The sequence below is a fragment of the Ligilactobacillus sp. LYQ60 genome (genome assembly GCF_045033015.1).
Lineage (GTDB): Bacteria > Bacillota > Bacilli > Lactobacillales > Lactobacillaceae > Ligilactobacillus.
In genome coordinates this window covers 167,723-190,092 of record NZ_JBJFZV010000002.1, presented here as the reverse complement: position 1 = coordinate 190,092, position 22,370 = coordinate 167,723, and the positions used below count along the sequence as shown (strand labels likewise).

The window sequence follows — 22,370 nt, the reverse complement described above, 5'->3', positions numbered from 1 at the left end:
AAACTCTCATTTTGAATTCGTGACTCATTATTTATTACTAGCGAAGTTTGACTTCGTTAAATTATGTTGCTCAAAAGAGCCCTACACATTTAATTCGTCGATACTGTGTTCAGTTTTCAAAGATCTATCCTGTCACCGTGTATCGCAACGGCAACGGTTTATATAATACTGAAATTTCCTCCTGACGTCAAGCAAAATTTCCAACTTTCTTAATAATTTTTCGCGCACTTTCTTAATCAATAAAAAAGAAGGTGCAACAAAAAGTTACGCCCCCTTTTATCAAATCAAAAAATTATCCTTCGCGCGAAAAACTAAATTAAAAACCGCTGCGCGTTATTCAACCCGTTTGTTTTCACCCACACATCTTCTCTAAATGATCTACTGCATCATCATTTGATTGAATCCTTGAAGAATTCCGCCAAGCATCCCATTAAGGATAACGTATACCACAACAAAAATCACTACAGCAATCATCGTAGCAAAAATTCGGTCCATTCGCGAATCATCCTTATTCTCCGTAATTGAGGCAATAATTCCTACCATGAAGAATAGCACTGCCAACGTCAACAAAAGCGAGTTAGCAATCGTAATATACTGGCTAATCTGCGGACTTACCAGTGAACATACCGCTAATAATAGCGACAAGACCATCATCCAATTACTGTAATGGAAAACGCGGTTGATGTATGCCAAAAAGCCCTCCTGAATTCCAATAGCATACCGTTTAACAAGGTACGTCCCAATAAAGGTCACAAACATTCCGACGATTATAGCCACAAACGTGTACGCCAATATCCGCCATCCAACAATAAAGGGGGCCTTCCCGCCCGTTGTTCGTGCTTGCGTTTGCAATGCAACAACAATTGTTTCATTCAAGGTAAACGTGTAAAAAAGCGCCAAAACAACAATGTTTACGATTCCCGCTGCTGCTGGTCCATTCGTAACCTTAGCCGGGGCCTTCAATGATTGCCACAGCCATGAAAAGTATCCTTTAATCCCGATCCACACACGCCGGCCAAAACCTGGCTTTACCTGCTCTCCCTCGGCTGCGTAGGATTCAACGTCTTTCTTCTTGTCCTTTGCTGGCTTATCTGCCATCACTCTCGCTCCCTTCTAATCTCATACTCCCGATTTTAACAGATATTATGCCGAAAACATAATCATTTTTCCATCTCATCGCCTTAGCCAGATAACAAAAAGGCTGGGGCAACAACCCCAACCTTCCTTATTTCATTCACATAATTTAGTACCAAAACAAACGAACTAAGTCCCAGGTGCATCCCTTCTAGTCAATGCTTCACCACTGCAGCTTGCTGTTTTTACCGCACTCATTTGCTTCGCTTCAGCACACATTCTTTAATTACTTTTTACTTCGCATAAACTTCGCTTTAATTCCCCGACGAATTACCTGGAAGAAGGTTAATGAACGAACAATTCGATCACCGCCAATGTATTCCCGTACCGTCCGTAATGCTTCGTGCGGGTGACGAACCGCAAACGTATATGCTCCGTTCTTCCGCGTCCGAATCGTAAACCGAGGAATCCACCGTCCCTTAAACATTAAGAGAGCTACAACCACGTCGACTTCCTGCCACGGAATCTGGATAAAATCATCCAGGTTCTTTTCATTATAGTATTCAAACGCCCGATCGCCGATCATGATTTTCCCGTACGTCGGTAACCCCATAAATGAGGTTGCTTCCATCGCTAAATCAACCCTGGTATTAAGTGACTGAACCATTCTTCTCTTCCTTTCTAAGCAACACACAGGGGGTGAACCTACTGCGTCCACCTCCTGCGTAAATTAATTCATTGCTATTGTAGTAATCCGAAATAGTGACCAATAACCCCAACAACAAACAAGGCTAGAATAATCACAATCGGTGAAACCTTCTTCTTCAATAACCACATGCACAGCAGGGTTAACAACATTGCTGCTAATCCTGGCACTAACTGGTCCAACACGTTTTGCAACGTGGTAACCTTAACCGAAGAAAGCGCTCGACCCTGACCATTATTGTATAGTTCAAGAGCCTTCTGGATCCCATGACTTCCCTTCGGTAGGGAATCCCAGTTAATGTATGCGCCCTTTTGCAATGGCGTCTTAGAAACAATCGGTTTAAAATCAATCTTAACCCACCGTTCGATTAACGCCCCAATAACGAACATCCCCATAATAGATGCTCCCCGGGTAACGGTCTGCAACAAACCACCCGAAAGGTCCTTCGTAATTGCAGAACCTGCCTTATAACCAAATTCCTGGGTGTACCACATGAAGGCCATCCGGAAGAGATTCCATACTAAGAAGAACAGAATCGGGCCAAGAACGTTGCCGCTAATTGCCATGGCAGCGCACAGGGAACCAATGATTGGCCGCGCTGTAAACCAGAAAACTGGGTCACCAACCCCGGCCAGCGGGCCCATCATTCCAACCTTAACCCCGTTGATTGCGGCATCATCGACTTGACCACCAGCAGCCCGTTCTTCCTCTAGGGCCAGGTTAACCCCGAAAATTGGGGAAGCCATAAACGGTGTCGTGTTAAAGAATTCCATGTGGCGCTTTAAAGCTGCGACCTGGTCCTCCTTCTTCGTGTATAACTTCTTAAGGGCCGGTACCATGGCGTAGCAGTAACCACCATTTTGCATCCGTTCGTAGTTCCACGAACCCTGCAGGAACGTTGACCGCCACCAAACCCTTAACCGGTCTGCTTTTGATAACTTTTTACTTTCTGCTGCAAATGTATTTTCCGCCATCGTTGCTCAATCCTCCATTCTAGTAATCATCCAGGATATCGCCGAGCGGGTCACCAGTATTACTGTTCCCGCCATTGCTACCATTGCTGCTTCCACTGTTAGCTAGATTCAGGTAGATTAGTGTCAGTGCTAACCCAATTAACCCAATGGCAAGTAACGTTAACTTACTGAAGACGGCAATCACAAACCCAAGGATAAAGAACGGCCATACTTCCTTATTAGCCATCATGTTAATAACCATGGCGTACCCAACGGCTACCACCATGCCACCACCGATAGTCATTCCAGCTGATAACCAGCCCGGAATCACGTGAAGGGCAGCCCGCACACCACTGACCGGAATAACCAGTAACAGAGCAGCTGGAACCAAAATCCGGATCCCCTGCAGACAGGTTGCAACCCACTGCCAGAAGCCAATCATCCGGAAGTTGCCAGCGTTAGCCGCAGCATCCATCAAATGAGAAATAGCCACACAAATGGTCCGCACAATCATGTTCAGGAATAAACCAGCAACGGCCAACGGAACGGCAATCGCAACGGCCGTGCCCACACCGTGAATTCCTTGACCACCCTGAACCAGGATAATCGTAGAAGCAACGGATGCTAACGCAATATCAGGCGCAACGGCCGCCCCGATATTTGCCCAACCAAGAACCATCATCTGGAGCGTTCCGCCAAGAACCAGACCAGCAGTTAAGTTCCCGGTAACCAGTCCGATCAACGTACATACAACGATTGGTTGGTAAAATTCAAACTCGTCCAAAATCCCATCCATTCCGGCCAGGAACGCGATGATCAGGACCAGGATCTTCGCAATCAATGTCATGATCTGTTTTCCTCCTTAAAATATAAAATCAAATAAGTGCTTCTCTAGCATACTCCCCCTAATTGAGTATGATTATTTCTTTTCCAGTTCTTCGCGCGCCTTGTTGACCAAGCTCATCATATTTTCCGGATTATCTCCCGGAACTTTCCGAACATCAAACTGGATCCCCATTTCCTTCAACTTGTCGTACGTCTTAACGTCTTCCATGTTAAGGGATAAAACCTTGTTGACGGCGACTTTCCCTTCGGAGTGTGCCATGGACCCAATGTTTAATGTCTTGATGTCGACACCACCTTCGATTGCCTTGAGCGCATCTTCCGGCGTTTCAAATAGTAACAAAGCCTTAGTGTTCCCAAACCGCGGATCCTTGGCAACCTCAATCATCTTCTTGATCGGAATAACGTGAGCTTTAATTCCAGCTGGGGCAGCCTGCTGAATCATAGTCTTCCGCAGTTCGTCGTGAGAAACATTATCCGATACAACGATAATCCGGTCCGGGTTAATCGCCTTGGACCAAGCCGTTGCCACCTGTCCGTGAAGGAGCCGGGAGTCAATCCGGGCTAACCCAATCTTAATGTGGCCATCACCGAGAACGGTGCCTTCAGGAATTGCGCCAGTTGGCTGCTTGTGCTGCCGCTCATCCTGAGCAACAGCGCTGGCTGGCATCAAGTTTTCTGGCATGGTCTTTACGCCGTCCTTAGCAACCCCCACGATATGGGTGGCGATTTCCTTAGCGGTCGCGTCCTGCATGGTCATCCGGGCGGTGTACGCTTCGATAACCATCGGCAGGTTCATACCAGTAACGATCGCCCAATCCTTATCCTCATTTTCACCCAGGAGAATGTTTGCCTGGTTAAACGGCGTCCCACTCCAGAGGTCGATCAGGAATAAGACGTGGTCGGGATCGTCAAACGAGTTAATGGCGGCTTCCATCTTAGTGCGCACATCATCAGGGCCTTCGTTTGGCATGAGAGTGCAGGCCTTGACGTTTTGCTGATCACCAAAAATCATTGCGCCTGATTGGAAGATTCCATCAGCAAAGCCGCCATGACTGGCAAGGATAATTCCTACCATGTGTACTACCTCCTAAAAATATTATGTACCTAGCGGTACGTGAGCCACTCAAAGGAAACAATCAGACGTTAAACGAGGTGCTTTTCACTTAAGATCCGCCACAAATCCCGGGACGAATCCCGCACAACCTGTCGCAAATCCAGTTGAATTCCCCGGGCATGCATCCACCGAAAGGCCACAATGTCATTTGCATCTACGGCAACGGCGTTTGTTACCATCCGACGTCCCGCGCTGAAACTTAGTGAGCCGACATTAACGCTCCTAACGGTTATTCCTGCCTCGATCAAAAACCGGGCACTTTCAGGCGTTGCGGTGATGATCATCACCCTTACTGAAGCTAGTCGGGGATCACCGATTAGCCGTTGTGCTTGATTAACCGTTAGAACATTCACAGAAATCCCAACTGGCGCCGCCTGCTGCAGCAAAACCTGTCGGAGCGGATCATGGGCAGCCGCATCATCAACTACAAGAATTCGATCAAGCCGAAATGCTTTTGCCCAACTGGTTGTCACCTGTCCGTGAAGTAACCGACTATCAATTCGTAATAATTGAACCTGCATTGCTTTGCGGACTGGTAATCGCTTCCCGTCCCGTTAAATCTCCTTTGTAATGGCTTCCAAGGATTATCATACACCCGTTTTGAGTAAAATAGTGTATCACGCTAAGTGTATCGCTGAAAACCCCGCATTTTCCGGTAAAATAAAATAAAAAAAGCCTTGACACATATTTTATTTGTGTATCAAGGTTGTGTATTGTTTCACCTAAGACTGTTTAATTAACAACTGAACAATATAGTACTCCTCTGCCGATGCCAAACGGACATTAATTTTATCCGCTAACCAGGCTGTTGCCCGGTGAACCTGCTTCCAAGTAGCAGCTTGAACCTTCTGAGATGCTGCTAATGTCGCCGGGTCAACCGCCAACGGACTCGTCGTCAATGTTCGTTCAAGCGCTCCCGCAAGATGCATAATAATGCTCATTCGTTGAGTATTATCCAACACAATTGGCTCTGTGTACTGCTGACAATACTCCCACAAAACCGGCGTTAATTTATCAGCATTAATAAACGTAAAGTACTTCGTTAAGTACTCCTGCAATACCTCCATCGTCAACTTGGGTGATTGGTTAATAGCCGTATGCTGAGCGGAAAGCTGGCAATCGTCCTGCGTTACTTGCGCAATAAACTGCGCAGCATCCCCCTGGAGAAGGTTTTCTAAACTGATGAACGGTCGGTCCAGCGGCGGTTTCACTACCCCAGTTGCCCCAATCACGTTATACTTCGCTGTAATCGTTGCCAGCTTAGCTTGTAATCCAACTACCGATACAGGAAGAACATCAACGTCTTGTACTCCTTGGTTGGCGAGCTGTTCTTCCAATAGACGCCTGATTTTCTGGGCAGTGCCTTCTCCACTTGAGCAAATCGATAAAAGTGCCCGCGGCCGGGTATCCGTCGCATCTACAACGGCCTGCATTTTCTTAATTAACGGGCGGCCGGCCTCGTCGTTTCCCCGAAAATACCCGCGGAACTCCCGCAACTCGCCATAGATCGTGTCCAGATCAGTACCTACAAGGGCCGTTTTCCGCGCTGCTTCCAGCACCATTGCCGTTGTTACCATGTTAATGGTGCGCACTTCGATGCCCGTTTCGGTTGTTAATTTTCTGCTAAACGTTGCAAGGGAACCCATGTCGACTAAAAGAAGCACTCCATTCCCCTGATCCACCCGTTGCACTGCGCGGGTAATTCCCGTAAATGCGGCTGCCGGACTCATATCAAGTCCCATATCAAAAGCGACCACGTTATTCACGTCTAATAATTGCTGAACCACCTGAACCATCGAACTAGCCGTACTGCTTCCATGTGCAGCAACCACCACCCCAACGGTTCCCGTGCGTGAATCCTCTTTCAGGGAAATCAACAATGCCGCTAAGTAATACACTTCAGACCGCGGAACAGGAAAATGGAAATGTTTTTCAAGAAGTTGTTTTATCTGCCGAGCAAGTTGAAGTTCCCGCCGATTTTCCTTCACCATTGTAATTAGGTTAGAAGAAACCGTCCGCAACGATTTTCCCGTCTGTACCCGCTTAGCAAACAAACTAAGGTGCAGGCTCATCGCGTATACAAAATTATTTCCCAGGGAATAATCAACCTGCGGCTCAAGATGCTGCTTAATTTCCCTGGTAAGATCAATAAATTCTTGGTCAACCAAATCCTGCAAGGAACGGTCACTTCGTTGTTCCAAATCAGCTTCCCGGTAATACGTTTTCATGTGAACGTTAATGTCCGTTTTAATAAAGTTATTAATCGCCTCCTGGTCAAGCCCCTCCTCCTTCAAAACGGCCGCCTTATGCCCGATAATCTCGTAAAGGTTATACGGTAACTCGTAGGAATCTTGACTTTCAGCTCCTGTTGTTCCATCAGGGTGAACTACCATGGTCGCATCAACAAGTCTGGTTAATTCGGTTAACGCATTCCGGTTATTTGCGATCCGCGACACTCCTGCTTGAATCTCCTGGGGAAGCTTATCAAAGGTAATAGCAATCTCATCCCCTTGCTTATCCATCCCGTCCAAGAAAGCCCGGGCACACACTAATTGAACCGCTGACTTTAACTGGGCTATATTTCCGAATGAAATTCCGCCAATTAGCGCCTTTACTACATCCTCATCCACCTGAATGTTGCGGTCAATCCGATTGGCTTCAATCGTAAGAAGGGTTTGAAGAAGCTGGAGACGTTCCCGCATTGTTCGCTGACTAAATCCCGGAATCTGAATGGTAATCGGAATGCGCCGAACAAACTCCTGCAACTGGGTACTTTCGGGTGATTCGGTCGTTGCACAAACAATCCGGACGGTCGCTTGTCGCTTCCGCTGTTGTTCACCAATCCGGCTATAAGTCCCGTGCTCTATGAAATAAAACAGCATTTCCTGCGCCGCTGGAGGAAGCCGGTGAACCTCATTCAGCAAAAGCATCCCCCCATCAGCGGTCTGTAAAAGCCCCGCTTCTTGCCCGTTAGCACTCCCAAACAATCGACGCATTACGCCTTCTGGGGTGTGTGCATAATCAGCACAATTAAGGATGGTAAGTTGAGAAGTTGTTATTAACTGATTGGCAACCGCAAACTGGTTCATTGCCGTTGCAAAGAATGTTTTCCCTGCCCCCGTTGGCCCGGTTAGCAAAACATTCAGCCCGTGGGGGGGGTAAAGCAGGGCTGCCTTCGCTTGTTCAATTTGGTTCTTTAAACTTGTATCCCGGCCAATCATCCGATTAAACCCACCAAGTGGATCCCGCTGATCCTTTTGGTGCTTGGTCAGAATTGTCCCCGCATTATTATCCTGAACCTGCACAACGTCCTGATGATCTGCTCGGTGGACCACCTGAGCAGCAGTCATATAACGTACGGGACGGGTCCGGGTTTTAGCGAGTTTCCCGGTTCGAACCAAGTCGTTCAATTCTTTACTAACGTTAGGCCGCGCAATTCCAAGGGCATCCGCGATTGTAATGGTAGTAATTCCATCCGGATATTTCCCCAGGTGTTCCGTAATATATTGCCACACCCGTTCCCTTCTAGTTGGCATTGGTCGTTCCCTCCATCATAGTGTATTCATTGTGTATCATACCATGCCAGTCCCCCGAACGAAACATTCATCAATCTATGCTAGAATAGGCGTAAACTATCCGGAACGGAGGGGTTTTTATGCCTAATTCACCCATTACCAGGCGCGAAAAACGTGCCCGGCTCTTTACCATCATTCGGGTTCTTAAAAAGTACGATGCCGCCCGCAACTTCATTCACCAACAAAATCCCGCAGCTGTCCGGCGAGCCCTTGAAGAACTTGGCCCCACCTTCATCAAAGCAGGGCAAATTCTTTCGACCCGTCCGGACCTCGTTTCCCCCGCCTACATTGCCGAATTCCGGAAACTCCAAGATAATGTTCCGGCCGACGCTTTCTCAACGGTACAGCAAACGTTTACCACCCAGACAGGAAAAACCATTGATGCTGTTTTTGCTTCCTTTGAGCATCACCCGTTTGCCTCGGCTTCAATCGGACAAACCCACCACGCCACCCTCAAGGACGGCACCCCCGTTGTTGTTAAGGTACAACACCCCAATGTCCGACGCCTGGTTCGTACGGACCTAGCCCTCTTCCAAATTGCTGTCCGGATGCTCCGGTTAACTCCTGAAATTGGCGCGATTAATCCCGCTGAAGTTCTCAGCCAAATTCGATCGTCGCTGATCAACGAAATCAACACCGCCATTGAAATCAAAAACGGTGTTCGGTTCTATCAGCTTAACAATAACGATGGCGTTATCCGGGTTCCGCGGGTTTACACGGAGTATTCGACCCAAAAAATCCTCGTAACAACGGCTATGCCCGGAAAAAGCATTAAGGACTACGTTGCCCAACCGCTGAGTACCACTCCCCACCTTGCCGCCCAACAACAGGCTGAGCGTCGGGCTGTAGCCCAAGTTCTTGTTCAAAACTTTATTAAACAAGTATTTCACGATAATTTCTTTCACGCCGATCCCCATCCGGGAAACATCCTCTTTTACCGCGTTACTACTAAGGATAAAACACAACATACCGTTACCCCGAAAACACTCACCCAGCGCCTAGCGGGGGATTCTACGATTACGGTTCAAAAGAGCACTCCTCTTCCCGATTACCGGCTTGTTTACCTGGATTTTGGGATGATGGGAACGCTCACCCCCGATTTGGTGGACGGAATGGCCAACGTAATTATTGCCCTCACAACCGGCGACACCCACGAAATTGGGAAGGCCATCCTCGCCGTCTGCAACCGCACCGGCGCCGTGGACGAAGAGGAGTTTTACGGCGAATTAGGATCCTTCTTGGCCCCGTACCTTAAGCTCGGCTTAGGCCAAATCGATTTTCCGGTAATGCTGTATAACATCATCGCCCTATGCCGCAAAAATAACCTCCAAGTTCGGGCCGAGATTACCCTCCTAGTAAAGGCGTTTGGCTCCCTTGAAGGAATTGTTGCCCAGTTGGATCCCCACCTTTCCCTCATGGACGTGGCCCGGCCATTTGCCCGTGAATACCTTAGGAATCACTTTAGTCTCCGCCGGGAAACGGAGGCGGGAATGCTCACCCTTCTCCAAACCCTGCACACGCTCCCTCAACTTCCCACCCAGTTAACGCGTGCCCTTGCCACGTTCAACCAGGGACAAGCGCGCCTAATTATTAAATATAAAGGTCAAGAACGTCTCGTCGATCGTTTGGAACGGATTGCGTCTCGTTTAAGTGTCACCATTATCCTTGCCGCCATCATCCTCGGCTCCTCCCTTCTTGTGGCGGGCAGTCCACACTCCGGCGTTGCCCGCCTCGGGGTATGCGGGTACGTCGTTGCCCTCCTCGTCATCGGAGGAATGGCTGGTGCCCACCTTCGTCGGTGGTACCACCGGTGGCGGCACCGGAAGTGACTAGCGAGCTAAATAGTTGTAATTACTATTTAAAGCGATATACTAAGGATGTAAGGAAGTTCATTTCCGATAAATCATATGAAAGGAAGTTTTGACTATGACAAATGAATTAAACAACCGGTTAAATGATCTGATGCAGCGGCGGGATGACCTCTTCAACAATTTTGGCCAGTCATTGTTTAATTTTGGTTCTAACAATGAAGAAATGAAGACCGATATCTCCGAAACTGACAAGGATTACAAGGTCGTCGTCGATCTTCCTGGCGTTGATAAGAAAGACATCAGCGTTGATTTTAAGAATAACCAGTTAACAATTTCAGCTAAACGGGATTCGTTCTCTGATGAAAGCGATGCAAACGGCAACGTCATCTCAAGCGAACGAAGTTATGGGCGGTTTACCCGGTCATACAGGTTCCCGAATGTTGATCAGGACAAGATTAATGCCAAATACGAAGCAGGGGTCCTCAAAGTTGTTCTCCCAAAGACGGCGGAGGAAATTTCAAACACTAAGCGGATTCAGATCGACTAGTTGTAATTTATGCTATTAACCACTAAGGGCTGGGAAATGATTCCCAGCCTTTTTGCATTCAAAAACAAAATTCCTTTAATGATAACGCTTGCAAAAATAAATACATGGTGGTATAAAGAAGATGTAAGGAGTCAGTGGATTCCCACCAAGGACGGGAAATCATCCGATCGCACTTGAACCAACAATGTTACTTATTCAGGGGGAGCGACGGGGTTTCAACCGTCCACTTACGGAATTACCGGATATACATTCCGGAGCGAATCAATTAAGAAAAGGACGTGGGGATAATTAAGATTCCTTTCATCAACTTAATCAGCTGCGTTTCCTAGTAGGCGATTTGAATGCGGGGGAGAACCATTGCACCTCCACGCGGTTATAATCAGTATGCCACTAGCAAACGGAGCTTTTATTTTGCGCCCATTTATTGGAAATTTTTAATTATAAGTAGTAAAACGAAAAACGGAGGTTGTGACTAACAGCGCAACCTCCTTATTACTTCCGCATAATCCGGTGTCAAGGTAACCAGGCTACGTATTACTTTACTGCGCCTTCTTTGTTTTGGCACTTTCCCATTATTGTTTCACGTGAAACTAATTCATTCAGTCCGATGAAACACCCGAATGACCCGCCAATATAACAGTCCGCCGACAATTCCGGTCAGCACATCCGCCACTGGTTGAGCCCATAAAACTCCCAGATAGCCGATAAGCGGGATCAACGTGGCCAAAGCCGCGACATAGAAAAGTCCCTGCCGAGCAATTGCCATAATAAACGCACTTCCCGCCTTCCCCGCTGACTGAAAGACGGTCGTAAAGACCATTACCGCGCCGATAAATGGCGTCGTTGAGAGGAAAATTCGCATCATCACTGTCCCGGTACGAATAATCACCGGATCATTCATAAAGAGGCGGATTAAAAACGGAGCCGCCACCATTAAGGCCACCGTCCCAATCGTGGCGTAACCCACTTCAACTAACAAATCAAAGCCAACTACGGCAGTAAACCGCTTTTTATTCCGGGCCCCATAATTATATCCCACTAATGGCTGAGCCCCAAAAGCAAATCCCACCAGAATTAAAATAACAATCATATCAATCTTCATTACGATTCCCGCCGCGGCAATTTTGGTTGTCCCGTAAGGAACCAGGCATTCATTTAGTATCATCAACCCCAAACTTTGCATGAGGTTCGTCAGAGATGCCGGAATTCCAATCACAATGACTTCTTTTACCCACTGCCAGGTTATCTGCAACTGCCGCGGATCAACGGTGATTACCTGACACCGGCGAATTACGTAGTACAGGTACAGAAGGTCGGTCACAATATATCCTAAAACAGTTGCAGCGGCGGCCCCGGCAGCCCCCATGTGAAACCCAAAGATAAATAGTGGGTCACAACAAATTGTCACAATCGTTCCGCCTACTGATCCAATCATTGCTTCGGTAGCTAGCCCCTCCGTGCGGAGTAAGTTTGTCGGTACCAGTGAAAAAATAATAATAACTGCCCCGACCGCCATGATCTGGTAAAACCGGCGGGCTTCATCCCACGTTGCGCTCGTTGCCCCTAATAACCGAAGCAAAGGATGTTCTAAGCCAAACATTCCTACCGTAACAAGCGCTCCCAAAACAACCGCCCCGAACGTACAGAAACTACTAATACGGGTACACGTCGTCCGTTTTCCCTCGCCAAGATAACGGGAGATGAGCGCTGCCCCACCCAGGCCAAACATATCCCCCATTGCCAGCATAAACGAAAAAAGCGGGGTACAAATCGTCACCGCTGCTACCATTGCCGGCTGGTGGGTCTGGGCAATAAAAAAAGTATCAATTAAGTTATAGGCCATATTAACGACCATACTCAACACCACCGGTAAAGCGAGCTTAAAATACGCTTTAGGAACTGGCATCTGCGCAAATAACTCATCCATAACCGTAAAATCACTCCGTTATCATTAATCTACAAACCACCGTAGCATAAATTACCAACACGCGTAAGCATCATTTCCTAGGAAATATAAACGCCAAAAGGACAACAAAAGAGACTAGGAATATGTCCTAGCCTCCTTGTTTTTAACAATCAGGTTCTAAACCAGCTTCCATTCCCTACTTTGCAAGTTGCGCAGCGTACTTAATTCCGTGATCATCCAGATAATCCTTAATCTGCGGAATCGTAATAAACGGGACGTGCTGTTCTGCCGCCAACTGCGTTAATTCCGGCCGCCGGGCCATATGTCCGTCCGGTTTCAACACTTCAATAATCACTGCTACCGGAGCTTTTCCTGCTAGGTAAGCCAAGTCAACTGCCGCTTCAGTATGACCCGTCCGTACCCGGACTCCCTGTTCTTCAGCAATCAATGGTTGAATGTGGCCAGGATGATTAAACTGGCTAGGTGTTGCCTGCGCATCCGCAATCAAGTTAATAGTGGCTGCCCGGTCAAAGGCTGACACTCCGGTTGTAACCCCCGCTGCATCAAAACTTGCATCGGTTGTCACCATAAACGGCGTTCCGTTCGGATCAGTACTGTGTTTAACCATCATCCTAAACCCAAGCTTATCTGCAATCCCCGCACTAACCGGAACACACATTAATCCGTTCGCCAACTTCAACATCTGATAAACGGTTTGGGGAGTAATGTTTTGCCCCAACGCAACGAGGTCACCCTCGTTTTCCCGGGATTCATCATCCGCTAAAATGATGAACTTCCCCGCCTGCAGTGCAGTAATTGCTTCGTCAACAGTATTAAAATGCTCTGTCATTTGATCGGCTCCTTTATTTTCCTTGACCACGATTCCATGCGACACCCTTATACTATCACGAACAAAATACAATTCAAGACTTTTAATGTACGCTATTATCTGTATAATTAATGCATATTAGGATCATCAAAACCAATAACGTTAATTATGACGAACTATATCCTTTAAAAAAACATTTATTATCCACTCGCCTTCTGCATTACGCTCCTTTATTCGGAATTTCCCCGTTCGCTGACTGTTCTGCCAGAGAAATGCTATAATGAAGGCATGCGAAAATATACACTACCAATGGTCCTACTTATCCTTAGCATCATCATTCCATGGACCGTTAACATGTTTACAACGATCGGTGTGAACGGCACAATTAACAAGCCCCACTGGATTTCTTGGACAGCCAGCGCGCTTTTAATTCTAGCGGCAATTATCACCGCGGTGATGATCCATAAACATAACAAGTAGAACTCCTAACCAAAAAGAGGTCCGCTGTAAAACGGACCTCTTTTATATTACTAAATATTATCCTTAAGATAATCGTACAGCATTGCGTGCCGAACGTCCTGCGTATCAATACCTAATACACCAAGAATCCGATAAGCAAACGCCAACGCTGTCGCCGGCCCCCGACTCGTAATGATCTTACCGTCTTGGTCGACAACCGTAATTTCTTCCGTAAAGTGCCCATCCTGCGCGTGGGTTTCAATTCCCGGATAAGAAGTATACGTTCGTCCATCAAGCAACCCGTAGCGGCCAAATGCCATCGGTGCCGCACACATTGCCGCGTTCCATTTCCCGTTAGCATGCCGTTGCTTTATTAGGGCCATTAACTGGTCACTGTCACGAAGGGCCGTCGCTCCCCCCATTCCCCCGGGGAAGATTACAATATCGTAATCCAGTAGATGTTCCCCCAAAGCCACGTCACACGTTACCGTAATTCCGTGGCCGCCTGTAACCACCCGGTCCTCTAGACCTACCATGGTGACCTGAACGCCAGCTCGGCGCAGCACGTCAACCTGCGTTAAGCCTTCAATTTCCTCAAATCCCGGGGCAAACATTACTGCTGCTGTCTTTGTCATTCCAAATTCCTCCTTTAATCCTTGTTCATTACCGCTCCGGTAAACGCGTTAATTTGCCGGTACGTTACGTTTCCTGTTGCCTTACTCCGAATGCTGAAGACCCACGTTGGAACGTAAATTACGTGCTGGTTAGCCGCCAATAACTTCGTATAGCCCAGCCGAACCCACTGAACCGTCGAGCTACCGTTAATCTTATTGTATTGATACAACGCAATTAACGCCCGCTTAGCACTAATCATTCGCTGTTTTTTAGGTAGCCGGCGAGGTTCTTTCACATAGCCTTGCGTATACCCCGTTACGATTCCATTACGCACGTTAAACCGCACCTGTCCAGCCTGAGTTAACGCAGGAATTCCCTTAAAGGTCTGCGTATAAACAACTTGAGTTACCGTTGATAAGTGCCGGTCATACCGATACTGCTTTCCGTTTATCACCCGGGTACGAATTACAGAATTCAGTACCCGGGTTGGGTGCTTCACGTTAACATGAATCGCCGTAGCAAACGTTGCCGTTAATTCCTGATTATTATCCGTCCAACTCTCATCATGTAACCGGGCGGGTTTATTTCGGAAAACATCCGTTTCCGGGCTAACCACGTAGTATCCCCACTGACGCTTATCGGAGAGTTTCCCGTACGTAATTTGATCCTCCTTAATATTCCGGAGAACTAGTGCCGTTGAACTTGTCGGGCTAGTGTTAGTCACACTTAACAAGCGGGCCTGCTGGGTGAATGAGCCCACCAGAAAAATATCGAGTGCAATAAACGCAATTAAAAAGATCCATTCAATCCGTTTGAAATCCATCCCAATTCCTCCTAGTGGTGAGCAATAATCTGCTGATAATCCTGCCACTGACCGTTTATCCGAACAAAGTAAGTTGGCGTAAGGTCAGCAACTTCACCCGAAGCTTTATTTGCACGCCACCGGTATCCCACCATAATTCCCGTTACTTTATCCGCTGGAATTCCCACAGCCATAAGTTGGTTAAATACCTCCGCCGTAGCTGGGAGGTGAACCCGATGCGTCCCCGCTTCTGACGGAATTGCCACCTGAAGGCCGTATTGGGACAACGTCACTGACAAAGTCGCCGTGGTTGTCTGCCGGATAGTATACATTCCCCGACTAACCGGCGAAATGACCGGAAATCCGTGTACGTAACTACAATAAGTTACCGCATGGTGCTGCTGCGAATAACCTAGAAAATGAACAGCGGTCAATCCTACGTCCAGGTTATTTAATTGCTTAACGTTGTTGGTTAGGATCGCTGTCGCATTACCTCGTTGTCCCCGATGCCGGTACTGGTCGTATGCGATTACACCTTTCCTTTGGTTAACGGTTAACCGTTGGTTACTATCAGTATACGTTGTTGTATTCGCTTGTTGCCGCGAATCGATAGTATATGAACTATTTGCCCCCATTAACCGGGTAACTAGCTGGTTAACCGGCTGCTTATTCACAAGATAACTTACCTGCGGCAGGCTCAATCCAGCCGGATATGTTACTGTCATCCGTCCAGCAATTCGACGAAACGCGACGGGAATCCGCCGCCCCGTTAACGTAACCAGAAAATGAACTAGCTGGCGAACCGCCGTTCCTCGAACTGGTACCACATATTCTTGACGGTGAGCATCATCCAGCAAATACAGCCGGTCGGGGTTTTTTGTAGAAATCATTACGTGGTTTACCTGAAACGAATCCCCACTTCCCCCACGATGAAGAAGTTTTTTAAATAATTCCCCCGGAATGGTATCCGGGTAATTAAGAATAACCGTATCGGCCCGGTGAAATTCCCCCTGATAATCATGGGCGGTAAGGGCAACCGGCGTTACCCGGCCGGCATTAGTTGCTAACAATCCTCGCTGAATTACATGAACAACTTTATTCATATTCGCCTGCACTTGTTCTTGCTTTCCGCCCGAATGGTTAACCACCACCGTTGTTGGAACGTACAGATCACTCGCCTTCCGGGTAACCACTTGTGTTGTTGATTGCCGAAGAGTTGGCGTTCGTTTACTGTGCGGCCGTTGGAAGGGATTTGCCCATATCAAAAACGAGAACGTAACACTAATAATCAAGGCCAAGAGAAGCGCGATGTGCAACCAGTTTTCCCGAAGCCATTTAAGCATTCTCATCCCACAGATCTCCTTCCTCGTATTCTTCCGATGGTAGGGAAATAAAGAACGTTGAACCCTTCCCCTCTGTACTAGTCACCCAAATCTTACCGTGAAGAAGTTCAATTACTTCCTTAGAAATGGCTAATCCCAAACCAGTGCCTCCCTGAGCCCGCGAACGTGCTTTATCAACCCGGAAAAAGCGATCAAAAATATGATCAAGGTCCTTTTTCGGAATCCCCAGTCCCTGGTCAGCCACACTTAAAACAACATTATTCCCCTGCTGTTGCAAGCGGCACGTAATCGTTCCGCCATCCGGCGAATACTTCACCGCATTGGTCATAATATTATCAATCACCTGCGTAAACTTATCCTGGTCAACTTCTGCCCACAAACTCGTTGTTGTAAATTCTCGTTTAATGGTAAGTTGCGGTTCCCTTGCTTCTTGATTTTTAGCAAGCATCATGTCAAATCGATCAAGAATGTAGCTAAATAGTTCGTTAATATTCACGAGTTCCAGTTCAAGCTTAACTGTTCCAGAATCCATCCGGGAAAGGTTTAACAGGTCGTTAATCATCCGGATCATCCGGTCGGTCTCATCCTGCGTTACCCGTAAAAATTCCGGAGCAACTTCCGGGTCCTTCCACGCTCCTTCGTTAAGGGCTTCAATGTAGCTTCGGACACTTGTCAACGGTGTCCGGAGTTCATGCGAAACGTTGGATACAAACTGCCGCCGCTCCCGGTCAACACGTTGTTGTTCGGTAACATCATGGAGCACACAAACCAAGCCCGCCGTGTACCCTGTCTGCTGCTGAATTAGAGAGAAAAACGCCTTCAAAATTTGCTCATGACCATCATCAGACAGGTTAATCTTAATTTCATCTTGCTTTTCAAGAAGATCGCGGAAAGCGTACTGACCACGAATCCCTAAAACGTCTAAGATTGATTTCCCAATCACGTCATGTTCCGCCACCCCCAGTAGTGCACATGCCTTATCGTTAATAATGGTAATCAACCCCCGGCGGTCAGTCGCTAACACGCCATCAGACATGTGGGTCAGCACGCTATCCAGCCGCCGCCGTTCCGCTTCTGTTGAAGCCTGGGCATTCTCCACCCGAACCGAAAGGTCGTTAACCGCCGTTGCCAGTTCGCCTAATTCGTCATTGCCATACACCTTTACCCGTCCCGAGTAATCCCCCCGGGCAATTCGGGTGGTTTGCCGCTTCATTTCTTCAATTGGTTGGGTAATCGTTCTGGCAATTAGTAGTGCCAACAACAATCCGACCACCGTTGCAATCAGTGATGCCGTTGCAAAAATCATCGTTACGTTATTTACAGCGTTATATACGGCGTCAAGGCTTGCTCGGATATAAACGGCCCCCACAACCGTGTTCGTGTTCCCCGTCGTACTTAACAACGGGGTAATTGTGACGTAATACCGGTGGTTATCTGAGCGGTTAACCAGCATCTTTGTATCCGTTTTGCCGTCATACAAGACCCGCTTAATATCATTATCCGTTGTCTTTTGACCAACCAGGTTACGCCCGTCAGTGTTGCTAACTCCCCGAATAACCCCCTTAGGATCAACCACTTGAATCGTCATGATGTTATCGTTGTTAATCCCCGCGATCACCTTATGAATCCGGGCATCCATATCCTTCGTGGGATGACTCATCACCGAAACCAATGTATTTTCAACGTACGATGAAAGCTCCGTCCGCTGCTTAAACGTCTTCAGGTTATCCGTTTTAAGTTGCTGAACAAAAATAATGCCCACGATTTGAAAAATCAATAGTAATAACAACACAAACGAGAAGGCAATCTTAACGTAGATTGATCGTAGCGGGTTAGTCCGCTGTTTAATCCGTTCTTTCCAGCTCATGGAATTAGCCTACTCTTCTTCTGGGTTCCGCAGGTAATAGCCTACTCCCCGCCTGGTTACAAGCCAGACCGGTCGACTCGGAGTATCCTCAATTTTTTCCCGTAGCCGACGTACCGTTACGTCGACCGTCCGAACATCCCCGAAGTAATCATACCCCCAAACCGTTTGTAATAGGTGTTCCCGGGTCATTACTTGGCCTAAATGCTGAGCTAAATAACTTAATAACTCAAACTCCCGGTGGGTTAATTCAATTTTTTCCCCGTTTTTTGCCACCGTATACGACTTTGGGTAGATCACGAGGGAGCCCACCTCAATGTTTTGGTCCTCCGCAGCCTCTTCCTGAGCGCTCGTGACGTTTGCTTCCTGACGCCGCAGGTTGGCCTTTACCCGAGCTACCAGTTCCCGGTTGGAAAATGGCTTGGTTACGTAATCATCCGCCCCCATTTCAAGTCCAAGAACCTTGTCAATCTCTGCATCCTTGGCTGTTACCATAATAATTGGCATGTTATATTCCTTCCGAACTTCCCGGGCAACTTCAAGGCCGTCAATCTTTGGAAGCATGAGATCCAAAACGATCAGGTCAGGGACAATCTCTTTAACCTTCGTGAGAGCTTCCTCCCCATCGTAGGCGGTATGCACTTCATACCCCTCCTTTGAGAGGTTAAACTTGATAATATCAGAAATTGGTTTTTCGTCGTCAACAACCAGAATTTTTTTCATCTTGTTGTCCTCCTTTTTTGGGGATAAATTCTCTACTAACTCGGCCTAATTATACATCATTCCCGAATAGCGCTAAAACCCTTGTCATTTTGCTAATCCTCTTCATCATGAATTTTTTGAAAAAGAGGGTTGCAATCATCATGATTAGCTGGTAGTATATATATCGTCGTTGGAACGGAAGTTGTTCTTACGGTAATTAAAAATATGGGTGGTTAGCTCAGCTGGCAGAGCAACGGACTCTTAATCCGTGGGTCCAGGGTTCGATCCCCTGACCACCCATCAGAGATTTATTCAAGTCTTCGTTTTTAGAGCGGGGGCTTTTTGTTTTCGTACGTTAGTCAGAAATACCCCTCATCTACTGATATTTTACAACTAATACTATGTTCTTTAGGTTAGGCTAATACATTTAGTTCTTTACGATTTTCTTTCATTCGCTGGGAATACTAGCCAAGAACTTTTTACCCGTGATACAATCGTCATGGTTCGATAGTAATAAATTATGAAAACGAGGTGCGCCATGGCAAACGAAGGCATTACAAAGCAACAATCAAACACGATTAACGACCTGTTATTCCGGCTGTACGACCGGGTTCGGTACGTAGAAGACAGTGAATTAAAAAAGAGTCCGTTTAGCGATATCACTGCTCGGGAACTTCACCTGATTCACGTCGTTTCTCTCCATGACAAAAAACCGATTTCTCGGATTGCCCGGCAATTGAACCTAACAAAGGGGACCCTGACAAAGAGCATTGATCAGTTAGAACGGAAGGGTTATGTGGAGCGGATTCGTAGTAAAAAGGACCGGCGGGTCATTAACATTGGCCTTACTAAGAAAGGACGCGTTTTGTACCGGGCCCACAATAAGCTTCACCAGCGGGCGATGAGCTCCTTGTTAAGCGGAATGGACAAGAACGAAGTTGAAGCACTAATCAACGCCCTTCAGCAAATGAGCGACTATTTCGAAACGTTTAAATAGTATAAAAATACCCTGGTGGTTATTAGAACCACCAGGGCTTTTTTTATACTACCAGTAAGATTGGCAACTTTATCCTTCTTTTACCATACAAACAGCCCAACCATTGCGGCTGATAGCAGCGATACCAGAACTCCAGAAAGAAGCATGTAACCTACGTTTGCCGAAATGACATCGTTCTTTTCACGGTTAACAATTCCCTTAAAGCACCCGATAATCATCCCAATCGTTGATAAGTTAGCAAATGACGTCAGGAAGACCGTCAAAACCGCCTTAAAGTGCGGTGCAAAGTGGCCGACCTGGTGCATAACTTTTAACATTACCACAAACTCGTTCGTTACCAACTTTGTTCCCATGTACTGGCCCATCTGAAGCGCCGTATGCGGATCTAACCCTAATAACCATGCAAACGGGAACATAACATAACCCAAAATCTTTTCAACTGTCCAAATGTGGCATAACTCTAATATCTTGTCTAGTAAAGCAATCAGGGCTACAAAGGCGATAACGTTAGCTGCAATGATCAGAACCAACCGGCCAGCACCTAAGATTGAGTCCCCCAAGAAGGAAAAGAATGGCTCCCGCTTACCATCTGCTTCAACGTCACCGGATGCCTCGGCTGCTGCTCCGGTAATCGTTGCCACGGTATCCTCTTCCTTGTCAATATGAACCGGGTTCAGCATTGACGTAACAATTAGCGCGTTTACCACGTTTAGCGGCACAGCCGTAAGAATAAACTGTCCAGGCATCATCTGCATGTATGATCCCAGAATCGACGCCGTCACACAACTCATTGACATCATAGCAAGCGTTAGGTTCCGCTTGGCCTTCATTTGCTTTAACTGGAGTTGTGATACGGCCAGTGCCTCTGTATTCCCGAGGAACATCATTTCAACGGCAAAGAATGACTCAAATTTCGGCTGCCGTGTAATGAATGCCAAAATCTTTCCGACCCACTTAATAATGAACGGGAGCACCCCGATGTATGTCAAGATGTCAAACAGCGGCACGATCATTAAGATTGGTAGCAATGAACTAACAAAAAAGTCCATCTGCTTAACATGCACCATGCTTGGAATTGCAAATGCAATCCCAACGTAGGCTTCCTTTACCAACGTATCAAACGCACCAGCCGCCCACTTAATCATATCCTGACCCCAACTAAAACTGGTCATAAACCATGCTAAGAACAGGTTCAGCACAACCATCACAATGATTCCGTACCAGTTAATATGCTTGCGATCCTTGGAAAAAATCCACCCAACCGCAAGGAAGATGATGAGCCCAAGAATGTTAATTGCTAACTCCACAACTTCTCCTCCTCAAAAATAAAAAACAATTGCACAACACAAAACATAAACGCTCATATTGTACCTGTTTTTTCAAAAAATGTAAATTATTTCGCCGATCTTTCAGCCTTTTTCATCTGCGATTGTTCGTTTTATCTGGAATACTACCTCCTAAGTGGGGAAGGTGCCGCAACAAAATTTCCAACACCGTTGTGCTAATTACCATGTTAAGAACAAAGCTTGATCCGTTTACAACGGCGGAATACGCCACCGGACCAAGCCCCCACTGAACGTACGCGCCCCAAAAAACAATACCTGCATAAAAATGAATGAGATACTTCACCCCAACCCCAGTTAAACACGCTACCATAATCCAGTGAAACACCGGCCGGTTAGCACGAAGGGCAGCATGAAATCGGGATGCCCATATTCCAGCCAACCCTACACTCATGCTTGCCACCGGGTATTCTAAAATCCCCTGCCAGACCGTCAAAATTTCTGCCCGTCCAAATAAAACAGGAAGAATCCCCCAAAGAAGGCCCGCATATACGCCGATCTTCCACCCCCGCCGCAAACTAACCAGGACAATCGGAATAATTCCCAAAGACAGGTCAATCCATTCAACGGTGGGCACCGCCATTGTGAGGGCCGCCGCTAGGGCCGCCATCAACGTTCCTTCAATTACTGCTTGCAGTGTCTGCTTTGCCATAAAAAAACCTCCCTGCGTTCTTCCAACACAGCGAAGGTTACTTCGATACCACACAATTCCTACGCTCGTACTAACGAACAGGTTCAAAGGGTCAGGAACAAATCCACTCTCAGCCAACTGGCTCCCCCTGTGTTGGTTAAACGTTTTCAAATCACCTTCATTTTAGTACACCGGTTTTCCCCATGCAATTATTTATCATTGGGACACCGCCGTTCCCAATCAACCCTAATTT

At 47.1% G+C, this 22,370-nt stretch carries 20 protein-coding genes, 1 tRNA gene and 1 riboswitch; of the genes, 5 read left to right on the top strand and 16 right to left on the bottom strand.

Going from position 1 to position 22,370, the window contains the following annotated elements:
- Positions 1–378 precede the first annotated feature (378 nt).
- The 7 genes from ACI3EZ_RS03760 to ACI3EZ_RS03730 all read right to left on the bottom strand — a co-directional run bounded on the left by ACI3EZ_RS03760 (position 379) and on the right by ACI3EZ_RS03730 (position 8,229).
- Positions 379–1,101, bottom strand: a complete 723-nt coding sequence (locus ACI3EZ_RS03760; RefSeq protein WP_405025565.1) for a hypothetical protein — start codon at positions 1,099–1,101, stop codon at positions 379–381.
- A gap of 259 nt (positions 1,102–1,360) precedes the next feature.
- The gene (locus ACI3EZ_RS03755) at positions 1,361–1,741 is read right to left on the bottom strand and encodes a DUF956 family protein (RefSeq protein WP_405025564.1); all 381 of its coding nucleotides are present in this window, start codon (positions 1,739–1,741) and stop codon (positions 1,361–1,363) included.
- A 74-nt stretch (positions 1,742–1,815) separates the two neighbouring features.
- Positions 1,816–2,754, bottom strand: coding sequence for a PTS system mannose/fructose/sorbose family transporter subunit IID (locus ACI3EZ_RS03750; protein ID WP_405024604.1), 939 nt, complete (start codon positions 2,752–2,754; stop codon positions 1,816–1,818).
- A gap of 19 nt (positions 2,755–2,773) precedes the next feature.
- Positions 2,774–3,580: a PTS mannose/fructose/sorbose transporter subunit IIC gene (locus ACI3EZ_RS03745; protein ID WP_405024603.1), complete on the bottom strand. Its 807-nt coding sequence runs from the start codon at positions 3,578–3,580 to the stop codon at positions 2,774–2,776.
- A 72-nt stretch (positions 3,581–3,652) separates the two neighbouring features.
- Complete coding sequence (locus ACI3EZ_RS03740; RefSeq protein ID WP_405025563.1) at positions 3,653–4,654, bottom strand: PTS sugar transporter subunit IIB; 1,002 nt, start codon at positions 4,652–4,654, stop codon at positions 3,653–3,655.
- Between the two features lie 68 nt (positions 4,655–4,722).
- On the bottom strand, positions 4,723–5,214 hold the full coding sequence (locus tag ACI3EZ_RS03735; RefSeq protein WP_405025562.1) for a PTS system mannose/fructose/N-acetylgalactosamine-transporter subunit IIB: 492 nt from the start codon (positions 5,212–5,214) through the stop codon (positions 4,723–4,725).
- A gap of 201 nt (positions 5,215–5,415) precedes the next feature.
- Complete coding sequence (locus ACI3EZ_RS03730; RefSeq protein ID WP_405025561.1) at positions 5,416–8,229, bottom strand: sigma-54-dependent transcriptional regulator; 2,814 nt, start codon at positions 8,227–8,229, stop codon at positions 5,416–5,418.
- Positions 8,230–8,348: 119 nt separating this feature from the next.
- On the opposite strand from ACI3EZ_RS03730, the gene ACI3EZ_RS03725 reads away from it, so the two are divergent.
- Positions 8,349–10,097, top strand: coding sequence for an ABC1 kinase family protein (locus tag ACI3EZ_RS03725; protein WP_405025560.1), 1,749 nt, complete (start codon positions 8,349–8,351; stop codon positions 10,095–10,097).
- A 97-nt stretch (positions 10,098–10,194) separates the two neighbouring features.
- Complete coding sequence (locus ACI3EZ_RS03720) at positions 10,195–10,626, top strand: Hsp20/alpha crystallin family protein (protein WP_405025559.1); 432 nt, start codon at positions 10,195–10,197, stop codon at positions 10,624–10,626.
- 595 nt (positions 10,627–11,221) lie between these two features.
- On the opposite strand, the gene ACI3EZ_RS03715 is transcribed toward ACI3EZ_RS03720, so the two are convergent.
- Together ACI3EZ_RS03715 and ribB are read right to left on the bottom strand one after the other, a co-directional pair.
- On the bottom strand, positions 11,222–12,553 hold the full coding sequence (locus ACI3EZ_RS03715) for an MATE family efflux transporter (RefSeq protein WP_405025558.1): 1,332 nt from the start codon (positions 12,551–12,553) through the stop codon (positions 11,222–11,224).
- A 175-nt stretch (positions 12,554–12,728) separates the two neighbouring features.
- A complete protein-coding gene (ribB, locus tag ACI3EZ_RS03710; protein ID WP_405024597.1) occupies positions 12,729–13,382 on the bottom strand; it encodes a 3,4-dihydroxy-2-butanone-4-phosphate synthase in 654 nt (217 codons plus the stop codon).
- Positions 13,383–13,649: 267 nt separating this feature from the next.
- Between ribB and ACI3EZ_RS03705 the strand changes: the two genes are divergently transcribed.
- On the top strand, positions 13,650–13,841 hold the full coding sequence (locus ACI3EZ_RS03705) for a DUF3955 domain-containing protein (protein ID WP_405024596.1): 192 nt from the start codon (positions 13,650–13,652) through the stop codon (positions 13,839–13,841).
- A 50-nt stretch (positions 13,842–13,891) separates the two neighbouring features.
- Here the strand turns inward: ACI3EZ_RS03705 and ACI3EZ_RS03700 are convergent, their stop codons facing one another.
- Genes ACI3EZ_RS03700 through yycF form a run of 5 tightly spaced genes read right to left on the bottom strand, consistent with a single transcriptional unit; the run spans position 13,892 to position 19,167 of the window.
- Positions 13,892–14,455: a DJ-1 family glyoxalase III gene (locus tag ACI3EZ_RS03700; RefSeq protein ID WP_405025557.1), complete on the bottom strand. Its 564-nt coding sequence runs from the start codon at positions 14,453–14,455 to the stop codon at positions 13,892–13,894.
- Positions 14,456–14,469: 14 nt separating this feature from the next.
- Entirely contained in the window at positions 14,470–15,258 is a 789-nt protein-coding gene (locus tag ACI3EZ_RS03695; protein ID WP_405025556.1) for a two-component system regulatory protein YycI, read from the bottom strand.
- An 11-nt stretch (positions 15,259–15,269) separates the two neighbouring features.
- Positions 15,270–16,586 carry a two-component system activity regulator YycH gene (gene yycH / locus ACI3EZ_RS03690; RefSeq protein WP_405025555.1) on the bottom strand — a complete coding sequence of 439 codons (1,317 nt, stop codon included), beginning with the start codon at positions 16,584–16,586 and terminating at the stop codon, positions 15,270–15,272.
- Positions 16,573–18,447 carry a cell wall metabolism sensor histidine kinase WalK gene (gene walK / locus ACI3EZ_RS03685; protein WP_405025554.1) on the bottom strand — a complete coding sequence of 625 codons (1,875 nt, stop codon included), beginning with the start codon at positions 18,445–18,447 and terminating at the stop codon, positions 16,573–16,575. The genes yycH and walK overlap by 14 nt, the downstream gene beginning before the upstream one ends.
- A gap of 9 nt (positions 18,448–18,456) precedes the next feature.
- Positions 18,457–19,167: a response regulator YycF gene (gene yycF, locus ACI3EZ_RS03680; RefSeq protein WP_405024591.1), complete on the bottom strand. Its 711-nt coding sequence runs from the start codon at positions 19,165–19,167 to the stop codon at positions 18,457–18,459.
- A gap of 206 nt (positions 19,168–19,373) precedes the next feature.
- Between yycF and ACI3EZ_RS03675 the strand changes: the two genes are divergently transcribed.
- Positions 19,374–19,446 (top strand) — tRNA-Lys (locus ACI3EZ_RS03675).
- Positions 19,447–19,684: 238 nt separating this feature from the next.
- The gene (locus ACI3EZ_RS03670) at positions 19,685–20,143 is read left to right on the top strand and encodes a MarR family winged helix-turn-helix transcriptional regulator (RefSeq protein ID WP_405024590.1); all 459 of its coding nucleotides are present in this window, start codon (positions 19,685–19,687) and stop codon (positions 20,141–20,143) included.
- Between the two features lie 80 nt (positions 20,144–20,223).
- Here ACI3EZ_RS03670 and ACI3EZ_RS03665 read toward each other — a convergent pair whose 3' ends face one another.
- Entirely contained in the window at positions 20,224–21,450 is a 1,227-nt protein-coding gene (locus tag ACI3EZ_RS03665; RefSeq protein ID WP_405024589.1) for a NupC/NupG family nucleoside CNT transporter, read from the bottom strand.
- 112 nt (positions 21,451–21,562) lie between these two features.
- Positions 21,563–22,138, bottom strand: coding sequence for an energy-coupled thiamine transporter ThiT (gene thiT, locus ACI3EZ_RS03660; RefSeq protein WP_405025553.1), 576 nt, complete (start codon positions 22,136–22,138; stop codon positions 21,563–21,565).
- A gap of 38 nt (positions 22,139–22,176) precedes the next feature.
- A riboswitch (TPP riboswitch) is annotated at positions 22,177–22,276 on the bottom strand.
- Positions 22,277–22,370 lie beyond the last annotated feature (94 nt).